The following is a 26,300-nucleotide window of genomic DNA, read 5'->3' on the forward strand; positions in this document are numbered from 1 at the left end:
GCGGATGGAGGCTCCGCGTCCGGAAGCTCCGCCGCCCATCGAACGAGGACGGGGATGGCTTCCGGATACGGAGTTCTCATTCTGACAACCTGCCAGACGTCCGTCACTTGCAGACCAGCCTCTTGCAGATCCTGACCTAGCCGTTTCCAGGTGGCAACCATTGGAAGATTCTAACAAGTCCCGCCTGTTGCATATTCTTCAGACCGTTGCCGATCAACGTGTCCTGCCTGACCATGAGGACGAATTCCTTGCCACTGTCCGCCGCATAGTCGTAGAAATCGATCAATTGATCGTCGAGTTCCAGGCGTTCTACGTTCTTAACGTCGGCGACCACGTTCTTGCCGTCATAATCAGGCAGCCGGAATTTCTTGGTTGAAGTCACCGAGGGGATTCGAGTTTTCCCGCTAGAAGGAAGCCCGAGAGCCTTTTCTCCAGCCTTCCCAAGCGCCGGTGAATTTCCGCCACCACGCCCGCCGGAGGAGCAAGTACACGTCGGCGAACCACAGTTGTGCACCAGGATCGGCGAATCTCCCGGCGACACGAAGTACGTGTGAACGGCATCAACCGTAAGGTCGTACATCACCTTGGCGCCGGCGTAATTGACGACTTGCTCAACGCGCGGCGCGCCGATCCCGTCGGACCGCAGCGCATCCCCGGAACTCAGGTCGCCTGCATCTACCCAACGATGCTTGCTCTGGTCCCAGAAGGGATGATGCTGGGTCGTACGGAGGGTAACTGACCGCCCTCCCTCGTTGACGATGATGTCCGTTAACGCCGTGTCGCGGTGAATGTGGACGCGCAACACCGCTTTCGCGTAACGCTTCCCAGTCGTCGGATCGGTCGCGATAACCTTGTCGCCGACCTCAATCTTCGAGATGGCTTTGGTCTTGCCGTCAGCCATAAGAACTAGTGTCGTGGCGGCAAAGCTGTGCAGCGGGCAAGAGGTAGCCTCGTCGGCTGCACCCTTGGAGGCCTTAGAGGCGGACTTGCCGAAGCCGTTCTTGGTCAGGCCGCTGACAACATTGCTGGCTTCTTTCTTGGCGCCGGCCGTGGCGGCTGAGGCTGCCGCTTTGGCTCCGGCTCCGGAAGCTAGCGATCTAACACCGGCTTTGAGGCCCTGGCCGGCGATGGCTGACAGACCGCCGGTAAGACCGCCGACTATTGCGCCGGTTGCGGTGTTTGTTGCCAGGCCTCCCCAGCTGAAGTTGCCTTTGTGGTCGACGAGGGTGTCGACGGAGTATTCGACGGCACCGGCCAAGCCGCCCGCGATGGCGCCGCAGGCCACGACCATGGTTCCGCCGGTGAGCGCGTCGCAGCCAATGCCGACGACTAATCCGACTGCGGCTCCTGCGACGACGCCTTTGTGGTCGTCGACCCAGTTAGCTCCCTTGTTCCAGGTGTCCTTTCCCTTGTTCCAGGCTTTGCCCGCCTTGCATTTCCACCCGCATTTGCCATTCTTTTTCGGCTTGTCTGCCGGTGGGTCTTCCTGCTGAGGGGAAGTGTCCTGAGGCGGAGCGCTGGCGCAGGGACCACCACAGTTGCCGTCGGACGGCATCATCAGACCCGATGGGTCCGAGTGGACGACGGGACTGTTGTCGGCGTAGGCGTAGCCCTCGAGCGACTGCGGGTCGGCGGCGTTGAAGACCGGGTCGACGGAGATGAAACGGCCGAGGGCTGGGTCGTACTCGCGGGCGCCTAGATGAACAAGGCCGGTCGGGTCATTTGTGCCTCCGACGAAGCCCTTGGTGTTCTCCCAGGTGACTGCGGCGCCGCGGGCGGTACCGAATGGGGTCTGGCGGCGGATGGTATCGGTGAGGGTGTCCTCGTCGATGGAGACGTTCTGGGTGCCCTGGTGGTCGCTGGCCAGCCAGGTGATGCCCTTTGACGTTCGCTGGGCGAGCGTGGCGTCGCCGAAGTCGAAGTAGCGCGTGCAGGATGTCGTGGCTGTGCTGTTGTTGTAGCGGACCTCCTGGTTGGGCAGGTACAGGGTCTTGCCGGTGATGTCGCGGCTGATCAGGCGGTTGCCGTCGGCGTCGTACAGGTAGCTGGTGCTTCCTGCTGTGTCTGTCACCGACTGGAGGTTGCCTTCGGCGTCCCACACCAGGGTTTGGGTGCCGTTGGGGCCGGGCCGAGTCTTGGTATTGCCGGCCTTGTCGTATGAGTAGCTGGCCGTCTTGCTGCCCGCGTCGTCTTTCCTTGTGGTGCTGCGCAGCGCGTGCGGCTGGCCGGTGGTCGGGTCGGTGGGAGTGGTGTCGACGAACCGAGATGTGGTGGTCGCGAGACCGTTGGCCGTATTGTGGTCGACCAAGGTGGCCCGGGCGCCGCCAGCCGTGTAGGTGTAGGTCTGCCAGTACGGGGCGGGACCGCCCAGGGTCTGGTTGGTCGGTGTGGTGGCGCAGTCCTCGGCGTTCGGGGTCCAGGCGTCCTGCAGGCGCTGGTAGCGGTCGTAGGTGAAGCACTGGATGTCGCTGTAGCCGCCGCCCGTGGGAGTGTCGGCGATCTTCGTGACGTTGCCGGCGTCGTCGTAGGTGTAGTGCTGGTCAGTGACCGTATTGGGTGACTTGCCATCGCGGTGGACGCTGATCTCGTTGAGCCGGCCGGTGGTCTGGTCGGTCTCCATCGAGAGGTACGCCTTGTCACCCACCCCGCTGTAGAGCCCGGTATAGAGCTTGTATTGCAGGGCGTGGGCAAGCGCGTCGTACTGGGTGTCGGCGACGAGGCTGGACTGGGCTTCGGTGCCGTAGTTGTTCGTCAGACTGTACGGCTGGTCGTTGTTGGTGTAGTCGTAGCGCACCGTCTCGCGGAACAGGTCGGCGGTGGCCGGGTACGTCATCGCCTGGACACTGCCGTCGATGTTGTAGGCGGTGTCGTAGTCGTAGGTGCCGCCGATGCCGGTCTCGCTGGTCGAGATCGTGATCCGGTTCTTGGTCGGCTTGTAGTTCTGGTCGAACACCCGGGTGGCGCTGATGTACTGCTTCGTGCCATCGATCCGGCTGGACTGGAACAGCTGGCCCTTGACCTTCGTCGTGCCGTCGGCGAAGGTCGCGCCGTCATAGTCCCACTGGGCCAGTTGCCCGGAGGAGGTCGGCGTCTTGCCCTTCCATAGCGCGGTTTTGCGGCCCAGGTCGTCGTAGGTGTAGTTCAGCCACTGATCGTTGCCGTCCTTGGTGGCGGTGACTTTGCCGGCGTCGTCGTATTCGGTGGCCGTGATGCCGGCGTCCGGGTCGACCGCACCGGTCTGGCGGCCGAGCAGGTCGTACGTATAGGTCCATTTGCTGCTGTCGGGCCCGGTGACCGACGTCAGCTGGCCCTTCATGTTGTACGCGTAGTCGGTGTGGTCGTAGCTCGTGCCGGTCGGCGATCGGGTCGGGTACTGGCGCAGCTGGGTGGTGCGGCCGCGGGCGTCGATCCAGGTGGAGGTACCGGTGGCGCCCTGCGGCGGTGTGACGTCGGTGTGGTCGCCGCCGTAATACGTGGTGGTGCGCCACTTCTCGACGCTCTTGGGCTGGAAGATGGACGCCGTGACCCGGCCCGCGCCGTCGTACACGAATGCGGTCTGGTTGGACACGTCCTGCTGGATCAGCGGCTTGACCAGGTTGGTGCCGGGCGTGCCGGTCTTGTCCCAGTAGGCGCCGTAGCTGAGCGCCTGCCGGCCGGCCGAGTCGTAGAACGTGTCGCTGAGGATGCGGCCGCCGGACGGGGACGCCGTCTGGGTCTGGCGGGTACGCAGCAGGCCGTCGTAGAGGGTGTACGACTTGGTGACGCCGCCCTTCGGGTTGAGGTGACTGGTCGTCACCGCGTTCACCCCGTCGGTGCGGATCAGGTAGTCGTACGAGACGTCGGGGGTGTCGGTGCGCTTGCGGCCGGGCTGCCAGACGCCGGTGAGGCGGCCCAGGCCGTCGTATCCGAGCTCGGTGCGCAGGTTGTTGACATCGACGGTGGCGGTGGCCAGACCCCACGCCGGCTCGAGGATGCTGGTGTTGGTCCAGCCCAGCGGGTTGGTGTCGACCGTCTGGGTCACCGGGCCGGTGGTGGCCGGGGTGTAGGCGGTCGCCGACCGCTTGCCCAGCACATCCCACGACTCGGTAGCGCGGCCGAGGGCGTCGTAGGCCGTGCGGCTGATCTGCTTGTAGGTGGGGCTTCCGCTGTTATAGGCGGTCATCTGCTCGACGCTGGTGATGTCGCCCTTGCCGGGCGCGACACCGTAGGTGTGGGCGTCGTAGTAGGTGCGGGCGTCACCGATGACCTGAGCCTCGGTGAGGCCGCCCTTGTCCACTGCGGCGCAGCCGACCGCGAACGTCTGCGCGCGGTGGGGCAGCGTCATGATCCAGTCGGTGGTGTTGCGGGGCTCGTAGGTGGTGCTGGTGCACTGCTCGTCGCCGGTGACGGCCTCGTCGCCGAAGTCGTCCTCCCTGGTGACCATGCCGTATTTGTCGAACGTGCTCTTGGTGTAGGTGGTCTGCACGTTCGGCGCGTGGTCGAGCGTGATCCGCGAGTGGGTGCCCTCGGTACGCACGTACCGCGAGTACACCGTGGTCCCGGCCACCGTGCGGCTGCCGGTCGCGTTCGACTTCCACATGTCGTTGATCGCGCCGGAGACCTCAGCTCCGGAAGGGCCGCCGAGCATGGTGCGCGTTTCGCGCACCATGCCGGAGTAGGCGTCCTCGTCGGGAACCGATCCGTTCTGGGAGTCCGGCACCGTGTCCGGACGGGTACCCGAGGGCAGACGGTCGCCGTACATGCCGCGGAAGTAGGTGGTCTCGGTGTAGGTCTGCTCGCCGGGGTCGCCGGTGGTGACGCCGATCTTCTGGTAGCCGCGCCAGGAGTTCCATGTCTTGGCGTCGTCGGAGATCAGGCCGTCGTCGTCGGCGTAGTGCCAGGCCGGTTTGCCGAGGTAGGTGTAGTGGTGCAGCACCCGCGGGGAGCCGCCGGTGCGGTCGGTCTCGGTGACCTCGTTGACGACGTACTTGTTGAAGTAGTCGGTCTTCTCCGGGTAGCCGGCGGGGGTCCAGCGCACGGGGTAGCAGCGCATGGTGTTCGCCTGCGGGCTGGCCGGCATGCTCTTGCCGGCGACGCAGTCGGTGTCGAGGTAGTCGATGTGGATGATCGAGCCGGTCTCGGTGTTGATGTCGCTGAGCCGCCGCCACTTCATGGCCGGCGCGTTGTCGACCGTGTCGACCCGGTTGTCCATGTCCTTGCCGCCGAACGTGACGTCCGGCAGCGCGGTGGTGCCGCCGACCAGGCCGGCGTGGCCGACCTTGGTCAGCCACAGTCCGGCCCGGGTCCCGTCACCGGGGTCGGGGAAGGAGTGGTTCAGCGTCCATTGCTCGACGTCGCGAAACTTGCCGCCCAGCGCGTCGTACGTGCTGGTTTTGATGGTGGTCAGTCGTTTGGTGGTCCAGAACGACGGCATCCGTGCGTCACACGACGTGGTCGACGTGCACGAGAGGTCCCACGGGGTGTCCGGCCAGTGCGCGGCGTCGTGGGTGCCGCAGTCGGACAGGCACCGGTCGGCGTAGGTGTAGTCAATGCGCGCGGCGCCATGGCCGGTGAAGACGGTGTCCTTGCCAGTGGTCAGGTTCGGCTCGACCCGGGTGCCGTAGACGACGTGATCCACCTGGCCGTCACGGACGTACGTCTCGACCTTGCCCGTGCCGATCGACTTGTAGTTGTTCGTGTAGGTGTCGTACCAGTACGACATGGTGTTGCCGTGCGGGTCGACGACGTAGTCGAGGTTCCACCGCCAGGCCCGCTTGCACATCGACGCGGCGAACGTGGTCGCACGGCAGGGCTCGTTGGCCTGGTTGCCGAAGACCGGCACGGTCCAGGCCGAGTTGGTCGTGTCGCCCGAGGTCCAGCCCGGAAGCTTGTTACGGCCGAACCAGTACTGCGTGCCGTTGGGAGTGGTGACCACCCACCACTCGCCGTCCTTGGCGCCGTTGTCGGCGCCGGTCTTGTGCTCGATCCGGGAACCATCGTCGGCGCGCAGGTGCCACAGGCTGTCGTTGCTGGAGTCCTTGACGAGCTCGCCGCCGCTGCCACCGAGGCTCATCGTGGCGTTGTCGGTGACCCAGCACTGGTCGTCGGCGTCCTTGTAGGCGGTGCCACTGTTGTTGCCGTTGGTGGTGTCGTCGCTGCACGGCTTGAACCGGCGCTCGATGTAACCCCCGCCGCCCATGTCGAAGCCCTCACCGATCTCCGAGGGCTGGTTATTCGACGAGACCATCCGACCGTCGACCGACTGCGACGAATACGCCAGCTCCACGGTCGGCTCCGGGCCGCCCATCGCGGGCGGCACCCGCATCGGGAACGACCAGGAGAAGTTGCCCGACGAACTGCCCGACGACCACGTGCCCGAGGGCTGCAGCGTGGTCGCGCCGAAGCTGCCGGTCGAGCCCGAGGGGGCGGCGGTCAGCGCCATGACTTGATCCGACGCGGCGACCTGCACGTCAGCGGAAGCGGTCTTAGTCTTGGTGTCGTTTCGGGTGGGCAGCTCGGTCGGCGCGCAGCCCGCCTTGTCCGGGGTGCTCAGCGCACAGTCGGGCAGGGTCACCAGCTTCAGCCGGTTCGACCAGTCCGCGCCGTACGCGGTGGCGAACTTGCTGTAGTCGACGGTCACCGCGGTCTTGGCCGCGGTCGTCGCGCCGTCGGCGCGGCGGGCCTTGAACACCACACCCTTGACCCCGGCCCGCGCCGAGGCGGCCTGGTCGAGGACCTGCACATGCAGCTTGCCGGGGGCGGCCACCGCCGCCCGCGCGTTCGCCGCTCCCGGTGCCGCGGCCGCGGCACCGAACGTCACCGGGATGCCGGTGGCTCCGGCGGTGACATCGGCACTGAAAGCCGCGGGCCATACCGGGGCGGGCCGGGCCGAGGCCTGGCGAGCGGTATCAGCCGGCAGCCCCTTGGCCGGCACGCCGGCGACCTTGATCGCGGGTTGCTCGGCCTGCTTGGGCGGGGTGTACGGGTCTGGTTTGGCGGCGATGGCCGGCTGCTGCGACATGGTTACGGCCAGCGCGGCCGTCATCGTCAGGGTCAACGCCGTTTTCCAACGGGATGGACGGTGTCTCACCGATGTCCTCCACGGGCTACGAGGTGAGGGCTGGGTCATGTCAGGCCGCCGTGGGCGGGGTGAAGGTGACGGACCTGCCGGCGCGCAGGCCGTTGCCGTCCTCGAAATAGCCGATCGAGTTGTAGTCGTTGCCCCAGAAGTAGATTTCGAAGTCCTTGCTGGTCAGGGACCGCTCGGGCAGGTTGTGGACGTTCGCGGTGATCGCTCCGCTCTCGTTAATCACCAGCTCGAGGTCGACGCGGGCGTCGGGCACATCGGTCAGGCCGACGTTGCGCCACTCGATGACGAACTGCCGGTTCGGTGCCGTGCCGACGAGCTTGGTGTAGACCTTCGTCTGCTCGTCGGTGTTCGGGTCGACACCCGGCCAGACCTGCACGCCACCACCGAGCGTGGAGTCGGCCGGGTCGGCGAACGCGACGGCGCCCCAGGACTGCACGGTGAGGTCGTTGAACGCGTGGCCGTAGAAGCTGACCGGGAACGGCAGCGCGACGCTGGTCTCGTAGCCGTTCTCGCCGAATGAGACCGCGGTGTCGCCTGGAGTCCAGGCGGCCGAGGTCAGCGAGCACTTGTTGCCGAACGTGTCGCTCGCGGGCCCCAGTTTCAGGTCGGTGTAGGTGCCGACGCCGTCTACCGTGCCCTCGGGCAGCTCAACCTCGTTGCAGCCCTGCGCCGCGTAGAGGTTGTAGGTGCCGTTCTCCATCCCCTCGAAGTGGTACATGCCGAACTCGTCGGTGGTGGTGGTCCAGTCGTCGAGCCACACCTGCACACCCGCCAGGGGCTCGTCGTCGGCGCTCCACACCGTGCCGGTCAAGGCACCGTTCAGGCTGGGGCCCGGCTGCTCCGGCGCGGCGAACGTGACGGCGGTGCCGGAGGCCAGGTCCGGCTGCTGGAAGGCGTACTGCCGTCCGTAGTTGCCGCCCGGGCTGGTGATACCCACCACGGTGTCCGCGCCCTTGGCGACGTCGTCGTTCAGGCCGGAGTAGTTAAACGTGACGTCGCCGCTGGGGGCCAGGACCGCGTCGAAGCTGACCCGGCGGTCGGTGCCGGCCAGTTGGGCGTTGCGCCATTCGACAACGTAGCGCTGGTCGGCACCGGTGCCGGTGGTCGCGGTCCACACGCTGGCGGAATCGTCGATGACCAGGTCGCTCCAGTACGGCGCCAGGGCCGCGGACGGGGCGGAGTGCCGGTCCGGCAGGCTCACCCCGCTGTAGTAGTTGTGCTCGGCGGGGTCAGTGAAGGACACAAAACCGTTGGTCGACACCCACAGCGAGTCATAGCTGTTGCCGTAGTACGGCATGGTGAACGGCAGCGCGGTGACCTGGGTGGCCTCGTCGTCGCCGGACAGGTTCAGCTTGGTGCTGCCTTGCAGGAACGCCGTCGACGACGCGGTCATACAGGTGTAGCCGTAGGTGTCGGAGTCGGGCGCGAGGATGATCTCTTGGGTGGTGGAGCCGTCGACGACGACTTCCCGCTCGTAGGTCGCCGACGCACAGCCGATGCTGCTGTTGTCGGCGGTCATCATGTAGGTGGTGTCATCGACGGCGAACGTGTAGGCGCCGGCGGCGTCGGTGACCTCGGTCAAGTCGCCGGGAGTCAGTTTGACGGCAATGCCGGCCATCGGCTTGTTCTTGATGTCCCTGACATGCCCGATGATCGTCGACGGCTGCACGACGAGGACTTCGTGGGTTTCGATCAGCGATGACAACCCGCTGCTGTCGATGCTGGCGACGTTCAGATCGGTCGGCCCGTCCATCGAGCCCGGCACCGCGATCGACACAGCCTTGCTGCCGCCGGCGGCGCTCAGCGCGACCTTGGTGATGACGCCGCCGGTGCCGAGCTGGTACTGCACGGTGGTGACGCTGGTGTCGCCGCCGGCGTCCAGCAGCACCGCCAGGGTGCGCCCGGGGTACGCCTGGTTGCCCTTGGTCCCGGTGAAGGAGACCACCGGCGGGTTCGCCCGCTGCATGTTGGTGAACTCGACGTCGCTGGTGCCGACGATGCGGTTGTAGATCCGCATGTCGTCGATCGAGCCGGAGAAGAATCCGGCGGCCGCGCCGGCCTGCAGGCTGCGGCCGATGGTCACCGGCTTGGCCGAGTCGAACGTCGTCCCCGTGGCGGTGGCCGTCTGCAGCACGCCGTTTACGTAGAGCCGCATTGCGTGACTGGTGCCGTCGTAGGAGGCATACAGCCGCGTCCAGGCGCCGGCCGTGGCGGTCGCGTTCGACAGGACCGCGGCCGTGGTGGGCGCATCGACGTCGGTGGCCGCGACCGCGAACCGCCACTTCTTGTCGGCGATGCTGTAGCTGAGAAGGAACGGCGAGGTCCGGGCGCCATCCTGGGCGACGATGACCCGCTGCCCGGTGCCGGTGGTGCTGTCCAGCTTGACGGTCGCGGCGACCGAGAAGCTCTGGTTCGGGTGCAGCGTGATGCTCTGGCCGGCGGAATTTCTGGTCGTGATCGGCCCGGCCGTCACCGCGTACGTCGACGTGCCGTTGGCCTTCAACGCCTGACCGTACTTGCCGCGGCCCGGCTCGAACGTGGCGTTGGCGAGCGTGGCGGTGTTGCCGTGCTCGGCGAGATCCTTGCCGTCACCGTCGTCGAAAGTCCACCGGGCGGCCGGCCCGGCACCCGCGGCGACAGTGAAGGAGTACACCTTTGCCGCAGAGAAGTTTCCGGCCTTGTCTCGCGACCACACCCGCAGGTTGTAGGCACGGTCGACAGTCGGGGTCAGGCAGACGGTGACCGATCGGTCTTTGGCCGCGGTCGGAGCTTGCGAGGCGCTGGCGCACGAGGTCACCGCCGCTGCGGTGCTGCTCTTGGGTGCCTCGACCTGTTTCGCGCTGGCTGGTGACACCGCCGGATCCAGCGAGTAGGCGTAGCCCCAGAAATCGCCGGGAATGGTGGTGGGCGGCTTGATTTGGAAGGCGCCGGTGACACCGACGCCGCCGTTGGCCTGCCCGTCATTGGGATAGATGGTCGATACCACGGCACTCGGTGGTAGAGGTGCCGTCACATCGACGGTGAACTCGCATGTGGTGGGCTGGCTGTTATCTACTTTGTCTTGAGCAAACGCCTGCAGCGTGTAAGTGGCGCCGTCCTGAAGCCGACCCGCTGGAATCTTGACGATGGCGTTCTGACCATTGGTGATCGAGGTTTGAGTGACCACGTCAGTGCTGTTGCGAACTCCTCCCGTCTTGAACCAGTAGAAGATGCCCTTCAGCGAGTCGCCGTCGGCGTCGTTCAGGTTGGCCACGATCGTCGGCGTCAGCGTGCGGACGTACGGCCGCGAAGCGCCGCTCTTACAGCCCGGCATCTCGCCGATGCTCTGCACTGTGGGCTGGTTCGGGTACGAGTTGTAGTCGACAGACAGGTAGCCCTTGCTGGCGTCGAACTTCTTCCACTGCACCAGGCTCGACTCGTTCGCCGCGCGCAGACCGATCGTGATCGTGCCCTGGTTCTCGGCGGCCGCCTTCTGCACCGGGCCCAGCACGCTCCACTCGGTGCGCCGGCGCACCCGGTCGTGCGCGTGACTCAGTGCCGAGGCCACACCGGGCCCCCACGTGGCGGCGTTGTTCGACCAGTTGGTGCTCGAGGTGATCGTGCCGGTCGGGTGAATCTGCGTCGGATAGTCGGTGTTGGTGTAGGAGTACACCGTGTCCATCGACAGGATCGCCTTGGTCACGTGCTTCTTGCGCAGCGTGCTGACGTTGAACAGGAACAACGAGCGGTAGATCATCGCCTGCGGCTCGTTGGTGTAGCCGACCTTCGCGCACAGGATCGAGCCGTACGGATCCGGGCAGTCCTGCTTGTCGTAGCTCCAGTACGACTGCGACGGGAACTTGCTGTTGATCATCGTCCAGGCCGTGTACTTGAAGCCGGGATCGATGTAGACCGGGAACTTCGTCGCCGGGTTGCTCAGCAGGGCCGCATCCGGGTGCACGACCAGCTGATTTCCGTCGAGTTCGACCGGCATCGCCTTGGACCGGGCGCCGGCCACGGCCAGCTTCGACGCCGTCTTCGGGGCAGCGCCGGGGGCGCCGGTTTCGCTCGAGTCCCACATCGTCGGCGTGCCGGAGCCGAACAACGTCTTCCCATTGCCGTCGACCGCGCTCACGCCACCGTCAGCGGCCTGCTTCAGCTTCAAGTTCTTGGTCGCCGTAGTGAACTTGACGGCCGACAGCGCCGGGTTGGCGGCGGCCTTGGCGTTCTTGACGACCAGGGTCTCGGAGAAACCCTCGACATGCGCGGTGAAGACCAGGTCGACGCCCGGCAGCACCTCGGGGTAGGTCACGTCGTCGCCGTCGGTCTTCGGAGTCGGCAGCGCCGTCGGCCAGGTCAGGCTCAGCTGCGAGCTGCCCTTGCCCAGGGTCACCGCCGGGCCGGTGCCGCCGCCGGAGAACGACAACGCCATCGACGTGGCCGCCGGAGTGATCCGGCCGCTGCCGTCGGCTTTCAACGTGACATCCGGGGCGACCCAGGCACCGGCCGCGTCGCGTACCCGCTGCACCTCGATGCCCGTCTGCGAAGTGAACGTGCCGGTCGAGTTGGCGAACACCTGGGTCCGCTCATCACGTTCCGAGAGCACCTCGACACGGCCGTGACACGCGAGAGCGGCCTGAACGGCGGCGGCCTCCGTAGCCACGCCAGCCGGGCATTTCTGCGCCGGCTGCGCCCGCGCGGCAACCGGCTGACCAGCCACAACAAGACTGGTTGCCGCTACTGACGTAGCTGCCACTAAAGCAAGAAAAGAACGCGCAGAGCGCAGCCTGAACACAGCTTCGTCTCCCCCGAAATTGATCCAACGAAGATCGACAACGTAGGAACGACCTCAGCGCGCAGTCAAGATCAACTATCCGAAGTGGAAACTCGAACTCGGGAAAAACGGGCGAGATCCTTCGCAAACCTTCAGACAGCTATTGAGCTGCGGAAAGAGAGCTTCGGGGCGGCAAGCGGAAATCGATCGAAGTGATCCCGTCGCCGCGTCGAGCAGCCAACTGCATAAGGCTGTGATCAGCGCGAACGCGATCAGCGCCGCCACCGAAGAGACACTCAGCTTGCACACAGGCTGCGCACAGTGACTACACATCCGGATGCGTAGCACAGATAGCCCATTGGCTCGGCAAGAGCCAAGTCAGTGATCATCAACACATCCGCAGCCTTGGCATAACGGGCCGCAAGAAGCACCCTCAGGTCCTGGCGGTCGCCCAAACGCCGGACGATGAAGGGGCGCGTGAAGCGGCCGTCTCCGCGGCGTTAATCCGCCGCGGCGCGAAGGCCGCGAACGCCAGCAGGCACGTAACGATTTGATGGACTTCGCGTGAGGCGATCCGACAAATCGACGCCTTGCACTACCGCGGAATCACCCTGTAGGAGTCGCTACCTCGGCCACTACCAGCGGGTGAAGCTGGCCGTCGCACCGCTACGCCGCGGCCTGCCGATCAACCAGCCGCGCCAGCGTCCCCCGTCACCCCGCGAGGTCGCTCGCTGGATCACCACCAGCCCGGCCCTCCGGACCCTCGACACCGCCGAACGCCTGCAGCGGCTGCTCACGCACTGCCCCGAACTCGACCGCGCCCACAACCTGGTCCGCGCCTTCGCCGCTATGTTCGACACTGGCGACCCCGGAGGACTCCCGGACTGGCTCAACCAGCTCGAGACCAGCCGCCTACCCGGACTGCCCAGCCTTGCCAAAGTCATCCGCGAGGACCTCCCGGCAGTCATGCAGGCCATCACCTCGCCCTACAGCTCCGGCGTCAACGAGGGGCCGCATCACAGACGTCGAACTCCAGAAACGGCTCATGGCCGACCGTGCGAAAGTGCCACTCCTGCGCCAACGAGTCGTGCTGATCGCCCGCCTACGCCGACACGCCAACCCTCGTCAGCGGACGGATTCGGCTACGTCAAGCCGCGATGACCGGCCCCTCTGCGACCTGACTGCCCTCAACAGTAATCACTGAACGTAGCCGCGAGTCCGCTTGGCGGTCCGCTGCGCAGCGGACCGCGCGTTATCTGCGGCCGATCAGTGCATTTGGGAAGGCCCCGTGCGTAGGTTCTGGCATCGTCGAACGGGTGGATGCTGACCCGCAGCGAGTGACGATTCTCAAGGCGCGTTACAACGGGCTTTATGAGCCTGGCGCGTGGGTCGCGTTCGCCTGCTGGCCGGAAGAGCTGTCACCCGACTGGAACGCCGATGATGCCACCTGCGCCGGCTTCTTCGCGGAGCGAGTCGAGGAAGTCGGCGGCGGAGATAGTCCCCAGCAGGCATATGAAGACCTCCGGCAACGACTTGCCAGGCGACGTAGGCGGCTTCGACCGACCTGACCAGCGAGCGACGTCCCCACGCGCCCGGACTGCGGCAAGAGAGTGCACCCGATCTTGATGGTCAACCCCACTGCAATGTGATCCACGTTCCGGCGACGCATGGCTATTACGGCGACTCGTAGCTTTTGCGACGAGTACCGTCTGGATCGAATTCTTCGAGCTGCGATGCCCTGTCGTTTATGGATGCGTTTGGTCATAGTATGTACGTGGACGTACGACCAACCAGACGCCATGTTAGTGCGACTGGGCGCGCTCGCCTGCCGTACCAGCGTTCGTTGCTTCAAGCTTCCGGCACGCAAGGCGACGGTGCAACCGCGCGGTCGTCAACCCGGCCGGAACGGTGTCCAACCTCCGCTGAAGACCGACCATGACCCGCCGAATCAAACTGCACGTGGCGCCCCGCCGGATTCTGGCGGCCTCTGCACTCGCGTTTATTGCGGGTGCGCTCGCCATCCAGCCCCAGGCCCGACCGGTCAACGGCCCAAGTAATGCCGTATCCACGTCACCGGCGGCGCCCTCCACACCTCCGCAGCCTCGCATTCCCGCTTTCGATGCGGCCGACGGCAAGCTTGGAGTCCTCACTCTCAACGTCGGTGGAATTGAGACCAAGCGGGGCGTCCCGTGGGAAACCCGCGCGCAGCGTATCGCGGCATGGTCCAACCGGAACGGCACTGCCCCTGACATCATCGCCCTTCAGGAAGTCCACGGGTGGCTTTGGCCAGCTGGATTTGCAAATTGTGGCCGTGGTTTTGGAGTCCAGGCGGGAGACTATGACCAGATCGACATCCTGCTCAGGGCGCTCCGGGATGGAACCGGCGTTACCTATCGCGTCGCCTACCTCACCGGCAACGAGACATCCTTTAGCTTCGCCGGCACTTGTATTACATACCGCTCTCAAGCAGTCCTGTACCACCCGGGGCGCCTCGTCAATCTCACCGCCCGGACCGGTGACGGGCGGCCACACAACGACATCGATGGCTTAGACGGCGTACCGCATTTGCGTCGTAGTCTGCCGCTTTGCAACCGACAAACGAACCTGATGCCTCTTAAGACGCTCCTTGATGGACCTAGCCAGACAGACAAATGCGGCCGTCCCACGCCTTCTGGGCCAGCCTGGGCGGTACTTCGCGCTGGCACGGTCAAAGCTACCTTCGTTCGCCTCGCACTGGCCACCAACCCAGCGAGGTCGATCGATGTGTTTAACGCGCATCCCGGTTTGGAACATGAAGACCTTGATGGGCTTGCTATCAACCGCCTGATCGAAAAGGTCGAGCGTCCGTACTCCAACTCGTCACTTTATTATCCTCCATTGCTGGTTGGCGACCTCAATAAACTCAGCATAGAGAAGGACTTCCCCGCTTTTGTCACGGCCCATCCACCACCACGAAATGATGTCGAGGTCATAGGAATCGGAAATGCAGAGAACTTCCCCGCGCAGTACCGAGCACGCGTGGTAAAGCTTGCCGTCCTTCCGGATCTACCGGCGGGCGTCATTTGCCGCCACGAGCCAGCTGACCTACTTGTAAGTGATCATTGCGGCGTATTTGCACGATTCGAGTGGGACGGTCCCGATGCCGGCGCCCTTCGCGGCGTCTTCGTCGATGGACCAACCAGGGTCCCCGCCAACAGCACATACCGTCTTGTCGCCGTTCCCTCCGGCGGCAATCCGCCAATGTCGGTCCAATGGCAACCAGGCGATGCCACATCAATACAGTTCGACGCGCGAGCGGGAGGCCCAAATACCATCCAAACCTGGACCGTGAGCGTTACCGATCCTTTCAACGCCCGAACTGTGTCCAAGTCCATAACCGTAATTGCCGAAAATACCTGCCAGAGTATCTGCAAAGCCGAGCGAGATTCCTGTATTTCCTGCATTGGCTCCGGTTGCCCCCTTGCTCGCAAATGTATAGTCGAGTACGGTAATTGCGTAGCGGGATGCCGGTCGTCCGCCCGTAGCCTAAAGCTCCTAACGCCAAATACCCATTCGATGGGCTCTTTATCCTGCGTAGCCGTTGGCTTCGGCGTGGTGCGGGGCGAGCATGGCCGGAATTGATACCGTCACACTCACATCGGCAAATGAGTGTGTCTCGCTGGCGCGAGCATCGGGACGTCCCGCCAGAAGGCGGGGCGTCCGTGCTTGGATCTCGACGCGTCGGTCCGTGTAGTCGGGGTCGCCACGCGGCGGCGAAATGTGGATCTATGGGAGCTGGTCGGTCCTGGTTGACCCGCTGATTTACGACGGCCCTCGTAGTCGCACGAACGAGTGATCTGACGTGCGCAGACCCGTCACAGTACCGGACATGGAGATCGACAACTGCGGACGCGTGATGAGCGCGCTAATGATCGGGCTGCACACCGCATGGGCGGTCATCTATCAGGGAAGCCCGAAGAATGTCGACGCTTCCGCCGTCGGCGCCCTCAACGCGAAGGCGGCTCGACGCGCTTAACGGAGCCGCCGTTAGCGTTGACATGAGCGTTGATCATCGCCACGGCCTCCTCCGGCTCGACGTACTCACCGCGCTGCAAGCGTTCCAGCAGCCCGGCCGGCAGGGACACCTCGTCCCCCTCCGGGCCGGGCCGCCCGTCGACCGGCGCGTTAACCGCCCTGCTTGCCCTCGGCATCGAGGACGCGATCATCCTGGGCCTGCGCCACCAATCGCCGCACCTCCTCCGCAGACCGCTGCCACGCCAAGGCCCGCCAGACCTTCCACGGAGCAGGGAGATCGAGTACCGCCGAGGCCGCGACCCCCAGTTCGACGAGCATCTGCGCCTTCCGGGTCTTCGGCCGCAGCGACAGCATGATTCCCAACGCGTTGTACCCGACCGCGATCAAGAGATCCCTCAGCGGCTGCCGGAATGTCCCCGCATACCGAGGCACCTCATCGGACAGCTTCAGCACCAGCTCCTCCAGCACGGTGTACTGCCGGTTGCGTTCCGTGGCCCACCTCGTGCGCAGTTGAGGAGCGACGCCGTCCGGCATGTCCTCCGCGTACCTCTGCGCCGCTACCGTCATCCGCAGCACCAGCGCCTGCACCTCACGGCGAGACCGCAGCGCATCCAGGATCGCTTCCTTGCGGGCCTCCAGCCGCGGCTTCGCTACGTACTCGATCGCCAAGGTCACGACCAGGGCCGTCGCGCCAGCAGTCGACACGGTGTCCCAATTGATCGACGGCACGTCAGCGCCACCAGGGCGTCCAGCCCAGGGCGAGAGCGAGAGCTGCGACTCCCACGACTGCGCCGACGATTTGGGCGACCGCGACGACCCATCCCCGCCGGCGAAGCCGAGCCCACCAGCCTAGTCTGGTCGAGGCGTCCGCAGCGGCGCCGTCGCGGCCGGCGAGAGTGTTGTGCCAGCCGCTCGCGGCCTGGCTGCCGAGGACGCTGGAGCCGTCGCCGCTCGCGGTTTGGCTGCCGATCGCGGTCCCCGGGCCGGAGGACATCGTCACCGGGCTGCCCTCGGCCGCAACGATGTTCGTCCCGCCGGGTGCGTGCTGGGAGGTGACATGGATCGTCGGCCGGTGCCCGGTGACCACCAAGTGCACGGCCTGGTCCGCCGCTGCCTTGTCCGGGACGTCCTGCGCTTCCGGCGTCAACGCGATCAGCTCCGCGACGAGCTCGGCCAAGGCAGTACGGACCTTCACTAGCAGCCCGCGAAGCGCCACGTCCGATAGCGGCCAGAAGACAGCCTCCACCCGAGTGGAACCTTGTTCCACGCTGTACCTACTTAAAACGCCCGCGATAGGGTCCGCCCAGGACGGCATGAGCAGATACTCGGATTTGTCCTGGCTGGCCATTGCCTCCAGCTCGCCGATGCCTCCGCCGAGGATCGCGATTTCCGGATCGATCTCCCTCTCCTGGAGGAACTCACGGACTTGCGCGGGGATGGCGGAAGGGCTGATGCGCTGAGTCACCCCGTTGTAGCCAGCGAGGTTGGTGAGTCTCGCGGACAGGCCGGTGTATACGCGTCGGTATGACGGGACGGGCTCCGCCTCGTATCCGTTGAGCTCCTGCCGGGCCCAGTCGCGCATCTTCTCGGAATCTGCCTGTCCACCAAGGATGATGCACTTCTGCAGGAGGGAGGCCAGCGGCACACCATCGTCGAGCACACCAGCCTGGATCTGCGCCAGAAGGCTTTCCCGCGTACGCGACATGGTGGGCATCCTGCCACCACCGCCGCTGCGAGCCCAGCGCCGGGCCTAACGGCGGCTGCGGCGTGGATGCCGGCCACCCGAGGAGTAGATGACGGCCTTCATCCCCGGTCCTCACCTCGGGGGAGTTCCGCCGCCACGCCAACCCGCGCCTGGGATAATCGGATGCGATGATCAGCAACAGCTCCGGCGTACAGGTCGGCGACGGCAATACTCAGCACAACCACTACTACGGGCTCCCGACGCCCGGCGTGCCGTTGACGGAGTGGTGGGACGACACGTGGTTGCCGTTCACCGACCCTCCCCTCAGTGCGGAAATCGTGCTGGCCGGGCGCCAGGAGCAGGCCGCCGCTCTGCGCGCCGCGCTCGATGCCGGCCCGGCCGTCGTCGAGGTCGGGGGCGAGCTGGGGACGCTGGAGCTGAAGGCCTTCATCGCGGCGGCCCTGAACGGCACGCCCCTGGGCGACCGCACGCTGCTGATCGGTGATCAGGCGGCCCTCCGCGCCCACCTGGCGGCGCAGGAGCCGCGGATCCTGGCCGTGCCGACCAGCCTGCCCCTGAACGAGATCCCGCTCCGGCGCCCGCACACCATCCTGGTCTACGGCAAGCTAGTGCCGAACCCGGCCGTGAAGGTGCCCGCGCTCGACGAGCAGGAGGTCGAGAGGCACCTGTCCGCCTCGATCGAGCCGGACCGGGCCCGGTCCCTCGGCGTCCTGGCCCGGCGTGGGCTGGGCCAGCTGTGGCGGGCCCTCGCCAAACACCGCTCCCTCGAGCTTCCGCCCTGGGGCCGGTCGGCCGATGTCCGCCTCCGGCGGCTGGCGCTGCTGGGCGGTTGGCACGGCAATCACGACGGCGATCGGGCGATCGTCAGTGAGTTCACCGGGTTGGATAACGCCGAGATGGCCGAATTCTTTGCTCAGGCGGCCGCGGACCCGGACACGGCGATGCTCGGGCATCTGGGTCAGCGGTGGTACGTGCAGGCGCCCGAGGACACCATCGTCCTGCTTGCGCCCAGCCTCACCGAGAAGGACCGGGCGGCATTCGCCGGTCTCGCGGTCCGCGTCCTCACCACGCACGGTGGATCGGTGGCGATTCGGCGCGGCATCGCGGAGTCGCTGGTCGTCCTCGCAGTCCGCAGTGGTCCGTCCGGCCTCGTGCAGCGGGTGGTGCGCGAAGTTATGAGCCAGGCGAACGTCTCCCTCGCGGACGTGCTGACGTATCTGGCCGAGGCATCCCCCACCGCGTTCCTCGACGCCGTGCGGGCCGGCCGCCCCTCCTCCCGGGCGGCCCTGGAGCTCCTCGCGTGGCCGACCGAGCATTTCGGCGGTGCGGTCGAGGCTCTTGCCCGGATGGCCGCGGCCGATCCGGGCAGCGATCAGCCGGACCGTCCTGGTGCTTCGCTCGCCGAGATCTTCGAGGTCACGTGGCCACAGACCAACGCACCCCGGCCGGTCCGGCTGCGCGCCCTGAAGCGGTTGCTCCGCGACGAGCCCGAGGTCGCCCGGACGCTGCTGCTCGACCTGCTCCGGTCGGCCCGGCACGGAACCGTCGGCACGGTCCACCCGACGCCGCTCCTGCGGGACTGGCCGATACCGGGGGCACCGCCGCCGGCCGAGACGTACGCCGCCTTCCGAGACGTCACCAGCCTGGCCCTGGACGACCTTGACAACGACCCCGAGCGCTTCCTCGCCCTCATCCCACTGTCCGACAACCTGCCCGACGACCACCGCTCCGGCTTCGTGGAACGGCTGACGTCCCTGGACGGGTCGATCGACGACCAGGACATGCGGCGGCGTCTGTCCGAGGCGCTCCGCGAACTGATCGCGCTGCACACCGACGTCGGCGACGCGCCGTGGGCTCTGGCGGCCGACCAGCTCGCGCCGTTCCGGCAGGCCGCCGACGCGCTCGCGCCGTCGGAACCGGCCGACCAGACGTTCTGGCTGTTCGGCGACCGGTGGCCGCAGCCGGAGGGCGTCACGAGGAGAGGGTCCAGCGCGGAGTACTTCACCGAGCTGTCCCGGCTGCGGGCCGAGGCGGTGGCGCGGATCCTGGCCTCCGGCGGTCTCGACGTGCTGGTGGCCCTGGCCGACCGGACCGGGAACGGCGACCTGATCGGGACAGCCCTGGCCCTAACGGCGTCCATCGAGCACGACGACGTGCTGCTGACCTGGCTGTCCGAGGACCGCCCAGCGAGCCGGCCGGACATCGCGTTCGAGTACTTCGCGCTGCGGATCCGTGGCGGCGCGGACTACCTCGACCGCACCTCGGATCCGACTGCGCGGGCGAGGCTGCTGCTGGCGCGGCGCGATCCGGAGAACACCGATCCCGGCCCCGAGGCGGCCGCCGTCTACTGGCGCGAGTTCGGGGTCAACGGCCTCGGCCGGGAGTTCGCCGGTGTCGCGAAGGCGGCGGCCGGCTTGATCAGCGTGGGCCGGTTCTCGGCGGCCCTGGATCTGATCGCGATGTACGCCGAACAGGTTGACACGCCTGAGGTCGCCGTCGAGGCGGCCACCGCCTGCGAGGGATTCGTCCGGTCGGCCGAGGAGGACCGCCGGTTTTCCGGATATACCCTGCAGATCGTTGTCGACCTGCTCGAACGTCACCGGGACGCGCTTGGGGCGCATCGGGTAACCGAGATTGAGCTGAAACTCGTCCCGCTCCTGCGCTACGACGCCCGTACGCCGACGATCCACGCTCGCCTCGCCGAGGACCCGGCCTTCTTCGCCGAACTCGTCGAGACGGCTTTCCGCGCCGAGGGCTCCGACGAGACCGTCGACGACCCGGATCAGGTCGCCCGGATCCGCGCCGTCTCCCAGGTCCTGCGCTCCTGGCGCCGCTGCCCGGGCACTGGCGACGACGGGACCATCAACGCCGAGGCCCTCGCGGTCTGGGTCGAGGAGGCGAGACGACGGTTGTCCGCCTCCGGCCGACTACGCCTCGCCGACGGGAAGATCGGCGCCGTCTTCGCCTTCGCCGAGCCGGACAAGGACGGCTCGGTGCCACCGCTGGCCGTGCGCGAGGTGTTGGAAGACGCGGACAGCGACACGATGGAGAGTGCTCTCTGGGGCAGCCTCTACAACCGGCGCGGGGTGACGATGCGTGGCCTCCGGGACGGCGGCGCTCAGGAACGGACGCTGGTCGAGCGTTATCAGGAGTTCGAGCGTCAGGCCGAGGGGTGGCCTCGATCGCAGCGGATCCTCCGGCAGCTGGCCGACAGATACGAGCGGGAGAGCCGGGAGCAGGACCACGATGCCGAGGTCTGGCGGCGTGGAGTCGAGTGGTGACGATGGAGATGACATGGACCCGATCGACGTTCTGATCGTCGCGGCGATCCCGCTGGAGCACGATGCTGCCAAGGTCGGCATCGAGGACTGGACGCTCTGCGACGAGAACGACCCGCATCCCTATCTCCGGGGCGAGTTCCGATGTTCCAACGGCCGGCGGTTGTCGGTGGCGCTCGCCCGGCCGGTCCGGATGAGCGGTCGCCCGACCGGTGTGGCAGCTACGGCGTTAGTCGACCGGCTGCGTCCGGGCTGCCTGGCCATGCCCGGCGTGTGCGCGGGCAATCCGGGCCAGGTCGCGCTGGGCGATGTGGTGGTGGCTGAAATGACGTACGAGTACGACGAGGGCAAGCAGACCGGGGACGGCTTCGTCGGCGACCACCGGCAGTACCAACTCGACCAGAAATGGATCCGCGCCGCGCAGGAGCTAAATCCTCCGAGCGAGCTGCCCAGCTACGGCCCCGCAACCGAGGAGGAATCCGCCCTCTGGCTGCTGGAGCGGCTGCTGCTCGATCAGGACCCGGTGAAGCACCCGGCGTTCGAACGCTACTTCCCACCGGGCACCTGGCCACAACGGCCAGAGGCGATCGAGGCCCGGGGCCACATCGTCCGGCCCGGGGTGCAGTGGGTGCTGACCGAGGAGGGCCGCACGTTCATCGAGCGAGCCCGCTACGACGATGTGTACGGGCCCTCGAAGCTGCCGTTCGCGGTGGCGGTGGCGCCGATGGCCAGTGGGAGCTACGTAGCTAAGGATGGCGAAGCCTGGGCGCGGCTGTCGGCGATGGGCGTACGCACCGTCACCGGCCTGGACATGGAGGCCGCGACCATTGCCACCGTGGCCGAGACCCAGGGTGTACTGGACTGGCTGGTGGTCAAGGGCGTCATGGACCACGCCGACCCGGCCAAGGATGACCGCTACAAGCGGTTCGCGGCCCGCGCCTCGGCCGAAGTCCTCTACGCCCTGCTGGACCGGCGAGCCGGCCGATCATCGAAGCCGGCCGCACGCGACGTCCGGCCGGAAAATGTCCGGGGCCTGCAGATCGGCAACCACAACATCCAGCACAACACCTTCAACGGCTGAGTGGCGCGGGCGGAGCATTCGAAGACTCTAGTACGGCAGCCGCCATTTGTGATCATGGTTGAATTTCAAGGGGAGGCGGCGGGCGTAGTGGGCTCTTCTGGCTCGTGCCTGGTGGCGTCGTCGCCAACGTGACCAGCGCAAACGATAGGCGATGGTGCGCATCGGGCGGATCAGCAGGACGTCGATCAGCCGGCGGATCTCATTGACGGTCAGATCGATCAGGTCGGGTTGAGCGGGGCGTCTACTGATCGGGCGTCGGCGGCGCAGATCGCGAGGGCGGCCAGGGCGGCCAGGGCGGCCAGGGCGGCCAGGGCGGCCAGGGCGGCCAGGGCGGCCAGGGCGGCCAGGGCGGCCAGGGCGGCCAGGGCGAGGGTGGTGAATCGGTGCCAGGACGTCCAGCGGCGGACTTGGTGCTGGTCAAGCCCGACCTGGCCCTTCCCGGCCTGAAAGCTTTCTTCCACGATCCAACGGACTCCGGCGACGCGGACGAGTTGGGCGAGGGTCGCCAGGCCGAGTGCCCAGCATCGGTAGAAGGCCAGTGCACCGGTGGTGCTGTTGCGGCGGATCAGCAGGCTGTGCCGGCCGTTGTCGTCGGTCGCCGTCCGCGCCGACGTCGGCGAGCTAGGTCGGGGAGTTCTTGATCCATAGCCAGACTCGGCGCCACCGCGTGAGCTCTGGAACCGGCCGAGCTTCGACGCGCGACCAGATGGCTTGACGCACGTCGTGAGCCAGGCGCTCGCCGAATCGCCTGGACAGCCTCTGCGTGAACTCGGCCAACTCACGAGTGGCGGCTGAATACCTGGCTTGAGCTTCACCCAGTTGGGCATCCAGGTCGATCAACTCTGGCGTCTCCTCAACGCGCAGCTTGTAAACCCCGGCCTCGACGGTGCCGGAGTAGCTCAGGTGTACAGCAACGGCGTCCCTGCATTTACGCAACTTGTCCACATCAGAACCCGCCGCTTCGACTGCTTCGGCCAGCGCCCGAAAATCCTCGCCAACCCCGAGCGCCACCGCTATCGCCTCATTGCCGACGAGTTCAGGAACCAAGCCTCAGAACTCCAGTGGCGTCGAGAGCAGTTCAAGACGCAGTCGATACCGCTTCAGCTTTCTGGGCTCCCGAAACGCGTCAGGGGCAATGCTGGTCTCGTCAAGATCCTTCATCAACTCACGCAGGATCTCGAGTTCGAATGCCCGCCGGCGTTCCTCAGTCACGGCGTAGTCCGCGGTCTTCTGCGCTCTCCGCGCAAGCACGATCGCCACGAAGGCGGCGACGGTGCCTCCGGCACCGAATATCGCGTTCCACCAATCGAACCCGTCAGTGACCACATCGACTTCAGGCGCTGCCCAAAACATCCGCCCAGGTTAGCGGCCACCCTTATTAAGTCAGACGGCGCAAGGTGAATACACCCGCGCCAGCCAGCCGGAGGCAACACGATCGAGCGGGCCAGAATCCGTCAGTCGGCGAGACGACATCCGCGGCGGGCTTGTCGAACGTCGCCCGTAGTCTTCGGTCGTCACGATGCCGCTGGAGGACCACATGTCCACTGCCAGTACCGCCGTAGGCACCACGACCGCGACCTGGGCGCCAACGCCACATCGATTACGCACGTCCGACGGCATTGGCAGCGGTCAAGACGCCGACTGGAAAGTGGTAGTCCCGCCAGGCGAATCCGGCACGATCCGGCGCGAGATTTCGATGAACGGTTCGCCGTGGGTACCGAACCAGCGCGACTGGTGCCCGGAACTCACGATCTGGCCAACTTGGTCACCGGAGATGGTGCGAGACGCAGCATCCGATACGCCACTGCAGGGTGTTCACGACTATTGGAGTGCCGCCGACGACCGGCTGCGTGACTCTGCCAAGTGGATGGCCGCTGTCATCGGGGCCGGCCTCGCCGCAGTGGTAGGAGCATCGCCTCTCGCCGGCATGCGCGAGAATCCACCCACGTGGATGGCGGTGATGATGGGCGTCTTCGGCGTCGTCGTGCTGATGGGCACGCTGCTGTTGGTGCTGTTGGTGCTGCGGGTGATGCGGCCGCAGTCTGTCTCCTACAACGACGTGCAAACCTCAGATCAAGCCAGCGGCCGGTGGAACTCGCATCAGTCGCTGCCGCTGCGCCGTTGGAAGGACACTGTCGAGAGCCAACAGGACCTCTACCTGCCATGCGGCGTCAAATGTCTGGTCAGCCTCCGCCAGTCAATGATCATTGAGGAGATCACTCTGATCGCGCTCGCCCACGCCGTCGTCAAGACGACCGAGGAAGCCGAGATCAACAAGATCCGCTCCACACAGGAAGCCCGTGCGGCTCGACTCAAGGAGCTGCGCGACGCGGCGGCCCGCGTCGCCACGATCGGCGAGTTCTACCGCGTTCGTTACAACAGCACCTTCGCCACGTACGCCGGAGTGACTCTCGCCGTTCTCGGCACCCTCGCCATCGTAGGGTTCTTCACCTGGCCGACCGTCTAACCGAACTGCTCACCCAGCGGCCGGCGTGAAGTCATAGGCACGAGGTGTCAGTGATCCCTCGCCGGGACTGAAGTCGAGTACATGGAAGGTCGCGCCGGTCGTGTCGACCTCGCCGTTCGGCAGGAAGGTGACGTCAGAGAGAATCCCGAGCTTGCAGTCACCTGGGTGCGTCCGCGCCCATTCCACTTCGTTGCGGGTGACGATGACGGAGGCGCCGGTGGTCTCAGTGCCCTTGGCCTCCAGCCAGATCGTTCGACCATCCTTGATGGCAACAGCGTCGTAAGGATTGCCGTAGCGGACGTCCTCCACCGTCCAGCCGGCTTTGCGGAAGTGTTCCTCGAGCATCTTCTGTGCGGCGTCTTCGACCTTCTTGCGGCGTACCGGATCCATCTGCCAGCCTTGCCGCGGCGTAGTGCGCGATGGCGGCGCGGTCCGGCCGAGATGCTCGGCCCAAAGGACCTCGAGCTTCGCGGCAACATCTGGCGGCAGGATCCAGCCGCTGGCCTGCGGCCGCCAACGGCCTCCTTCGGGAATGTGTTCGGCCAGCACCTCGTGGGGTAGGCCGTCCTCGGGCAGCAGGAGCGTGTCCCAGTCGATCAGCACATAGTTAGCGTTCTGATCGGCCCGGTCGTCGTCCCAGTGCTCGTCGCTAAAGATTCGGCTCGCCGTGGTGCCGCTGCCGATCACTCCGCGCGGTTCCTTACCCTGTCGTAGGAAGAAGACCCGGTCGCCCGGCTCAATCCCACTCGTCCTGCCGCCAGTGGCCCACTGACCGCGCAACAGGCCACCGGCGGCGACAGCCTGAACGTCCTGCGGGTACGTCTGGTCAGCCCACGTGCCGCCGGGATTCCACTTCTCCGGATTCCAGGTCACCACCATCGTCGCCGGCACCCGCCGCTCGAATCCCGCCCGCTCAGCCGCGGGCATCGCATCAAGATCCGAGGTGTCGAAGTAGCCGACCGGGTTCCGATGCCGCGGAACAGGTCTTCCCTTGAGCGCGTCATACACCGGGTCGCCGGGACGCAGCACGGTTCCCGACAACCTCCACCTGATCTTGTCGCCATCATCGCAGCGATTCCGGCCGCTGATCTCCGCTACGACTTGGACCCGACCGTCGAACGACAGGGTCGCGAACCGCTCCCGGTCGACCCTGTCGGCAAGAGCCCACCGGCCCCGGTTGAGTTCCCACAACTCGTCGTCGGTCGACGTCTCCCGCCAGCCCACCCAGGAACGCCCCAGCGGGTCACCGGCAGGAAGCTCACGGGCACGAGACAGCTGAAAGTTCACGGCCATCCGCGCATCCTGCCGCCCCACACCGACTACCGCTACAACCGATCGGCCAGCCCGTTCTGGAGCCGTAATTTCGCTGGCCGCGAAAGCAAGCACGCCCTGCATCAAGGCCGCGCACACTCACCTGCGACCACCCCCGGTGATGAGGCACGAACTCGTTGACCGGAGGGCGTCATGGCGTGGGTAGAAGATCGCGCAGGCCACTACCGGGTCCGCTACCGCCGGGCCGGTCACATCATCACCGACAGCACCCACATCGGCCCGATGGGGCTCTTGCACGGGCCGCCCAGCTGAACCACACCACCCGGGAAATACGGCAGCTCTACCCAGGTGCGCCGGCGCCCCAGCTCGACGAGTGGGTTTCGGTATGGCTGCCCGCGCACCTGGCCGCCGAGTCGACGATGGCCCGCTACCAGAGCCTGCTGCGCACTCACATCCTGCCCGCCTTCGGCCAGCGGCGCATCGACACCATCACCCGCCAAGACGTCAAAGCCTTCGCCCGCGACCTGTCGACCCATCTGTCCGACAGCAGCGTGCGCCACACCGTCACCTTGCTCGGCCAACTACTCCGCGAAGCCGTTGCCGACCACCTCATCTACTTCGACCCCACCGCCCGGCTGCGCCTCCGCAAACTTCCCCGCGA

The 26,300-nt window shown here is 66.3% G+C and carries 13 protein-coding genes and 2 pseudogenes; 7 read left to right on the top strand and 8 right to left on the bottom strand.

Features of this window, described 5'->3' with window-relative positions; translation table 11 throughout:
* Nucleotides 1–136 precede the first annotated feature (136 nt).
* Complete coding sequence (locus ACFY36_RS19365) at nucleotides 137–7,036, bottom strand: polymorphic toxin-type HINT domain-containing protein (RefSeq protein WP_499747350.1); 6,900 nt, start codon at nucleotides 7,034–7,036, stop codon at nucleotides 137–139.
* Nucleotides 7,037–7,109: 73 nt separating this feature from the next.
* Entirely contained in the window at nucleotides 7,110–11,711 is a 4,602-nt protein-coding gene (locus ACFY36_RS19370) for an NIDO-like domain-containing protein (RefSeq protein ID WP_499747351.1), read from the bottom strand.
* A 756-nt stretch (nucleotides 11,712–12,467) separates the two neighbouring features.
* Here ACFY36_RS19370 and ACFY36_RS19375 point away from each other — a divergent pair.
* The 3 genes from ACFY36_RS19375 to ACFY36_RS19385 all read left to right on the top strand — a co-directional run bounded on the left by ACFY36_RS19375 (nucleotide 12,468) and on the right by ACFY36_RS19385 (nucleotide 15,837).
* The gene (locus ACFY36_RS19375; RefSeq protein WP_499747352.1) at nucleotides 12,468–12,983 is read left to right on the top strand and encodes a transposase; all 516 of its coding nucleotides are present in this window, start codon (nucleotides 12,468–12,470) and stop codon (nucleotides 12,981–12,983) included.
* Nucleotides 12,984–13,757: 774 nt separating this feature from the next.
* On the top strand, nucleotides 13,758–15,443 hold the full coding sequence (locus ACFY36_RS19380; RefSeq protein WP_499747353.1) for a hypothetical protein: 1,686 nt from the start codon (nucleotides 13,758–13,760) through the stop codon (nucleotides 15,441–15,443).
* Between the two features lie 247 nt (nucleotides 15,444–15,690).
* Nucleotides 15,691–15,837 carry a hypothetical protein gene (locus ACFY36_RS19385; protein WP_499747354.1) on the top strand — a complete coding sequence of 49 codons (147 nt, stop codon included), beginning with the start codon at nucleotides 15,691–15,693 and terminating at the stop codon, nucleotides 15,835–15,837.
* A gap of 149 nt (nucleotides 15,838–15,986) precedes the next feature.
* Here the strand turns inward: ACFY36_RS19385 and ACFY36_RS19390 are convergent, their stop codons facing one another.
* Both ACFY36_RS19390 and ACFY36_RS19395 read right to left on the bottom strand, forming a co-directional pair.
* Complete coding sequence (locus ACFY36_RS19390; protein WP_499747355.1) at nucleotides 15,987–16,565, bottom strand: hypothetical protein; 579 nt, start codon at nucleotides 16,563–16,565, stop codon at nucleotides 15,987–15,989.
* 1 nt (nucleotide 16,566) lies between these two features.
* On the bottom strand, nucleotides 16,567–17,550 hold the full coding sequence (locus ACFY36_RS19395; RefSeq protein ID WP_499747356.1) for an AbiTii domain-containing protein: 984 nt from the start codon (nucleotides 17,548–17,550) through the stop codon (nucleotides 16,567–16,569).
* Between the two features lie 158 nt (nucleotides 17,551–17,708).
* Here ACFY36_RS19395 and ACFY36_RS19400 point away from each other — a divergent pair, with 158 nt between their 5' ends.
* Nucleotides 17,709–20,822, top strand: coding sequence for a hypothetical protein (locus ACFY36_RS19400; RefSeq protein ID WP_499747357.1), 3,114 nt, complete (start codon nucleotides 17,709–17,711; stop codon nucleotides 20,820–20,822).
* Between the two features lie 13 nt (nucleotides 20,823–20,835).
* Nucleotides 20,836–21,900 (top strand): hypothetical protein, encoded by a 1,065-nt coding sequence (locus tag ACFY36_RS19405; protein ID WP_499747358.1) that lies wholly within the window; start codon nucleotides 20,836–20,838, stop codon nucleotides 21,898–21,900.
* Nucleotides 21,901–21,927: 27 nt separating this feature from the next.
* On the opposite strand, the pseudogene ACFY36_RS19410 reads toward ACFY36_RS19405, so the two are convergent.
* From ACFY36_RS19410 to ACFY36_RS19420, 3 genes and pseudogenes are all read right to left on the bottom strand, one after another.
* Nucleotides 21,928–22,521, bottom strand: a pseudogene (locus ACFY36_RS19410) (hypothetical protein); the annotation flags it as partial.
* Nucleotides 22,522–22,947 carry a hypothetical protein gene (locus ACFY36_RS19415; RefSeq protein ID WP_499747359.1) on the bottom strand — a complete coding sequence of 142 codons (426 nt, stop codon included), beginning with the start codon at nucleotides 22,945–22,947 and terminating at the stop codon, nucleotides 22,522–22,524. It abuts the pseudogene before it with no gap.
* Between the two features lie 3 nt (nucleotides 22,948–22,950).
* The gene (locus ACFY36_RS19420) at nucleotides 22,951–23,253 is read right to left on the bottom strand and encodes a hypothetical protein (protein WP_499747360.1); all 303 of its coding nucleotides are present in this window, start codon (nucleotides 23,251–23,253) and stop codon (nucleotides 22,951–22,953) included.
* 166 nt (nucleotides 23,254–23,419) lie between these two features.
* On the opposite strand from ACFY36_RS19420, the gene ACFY36_RS19425 reads away from it, so the two are divergent.
* Nucleotides 23,420–24,367, top strand: a complete 948-nt coding sequence (locus ACFY36_RS19425; protein ID WP_499747361.1) for a hypothetical protein — start codon at nucleotides 23,420–23,422, stop codon at nucleotides 24,365–24,367.
* Nucleotides 24,368–24,376: 9 nt separating this feature from the next.
* On the opposite strand, the gene ACFY36_RS19430 is transcribed toward ACFY36_RS19425, so the two are convergent.
* Complete coding sequence (locus ACFY36_RS19430) at nucleotides 24,377–25,660, bottom strand: protein NO VEIN domain-containing protein (protein ID WP_499747362.1); 1,284 nt, start codon at nucleotides 25,658–25,660, stop codon at nucleotides 24,377–24,379.
* A 398-nt stretch (nucleotides 25,661–26,058) separates the two neighbouring features.
* Here ACFY36_RS19430 and ACFY36_RS19435 point away from each other — a divergent pair.
* Nucleotides 26,059–26,220: pseudogene (locus ACFY36_RS19435) on the top strand (tyrosine-type recombinase/integrase); the annotation flags it as partial.
* Nucleotides 26,221–26,300 lie beyond the last annotated feature (80 nt).

Origin of the sequence: Actinoplanes sp. NPDC000266, from assembly GCF_042899005.1 — a bacterium.
Lineage (GTDB): Bacteria > Actinomycetota > Actinomycetes > Mycobacteriales > Micromonosporaceae > Actinoplanes.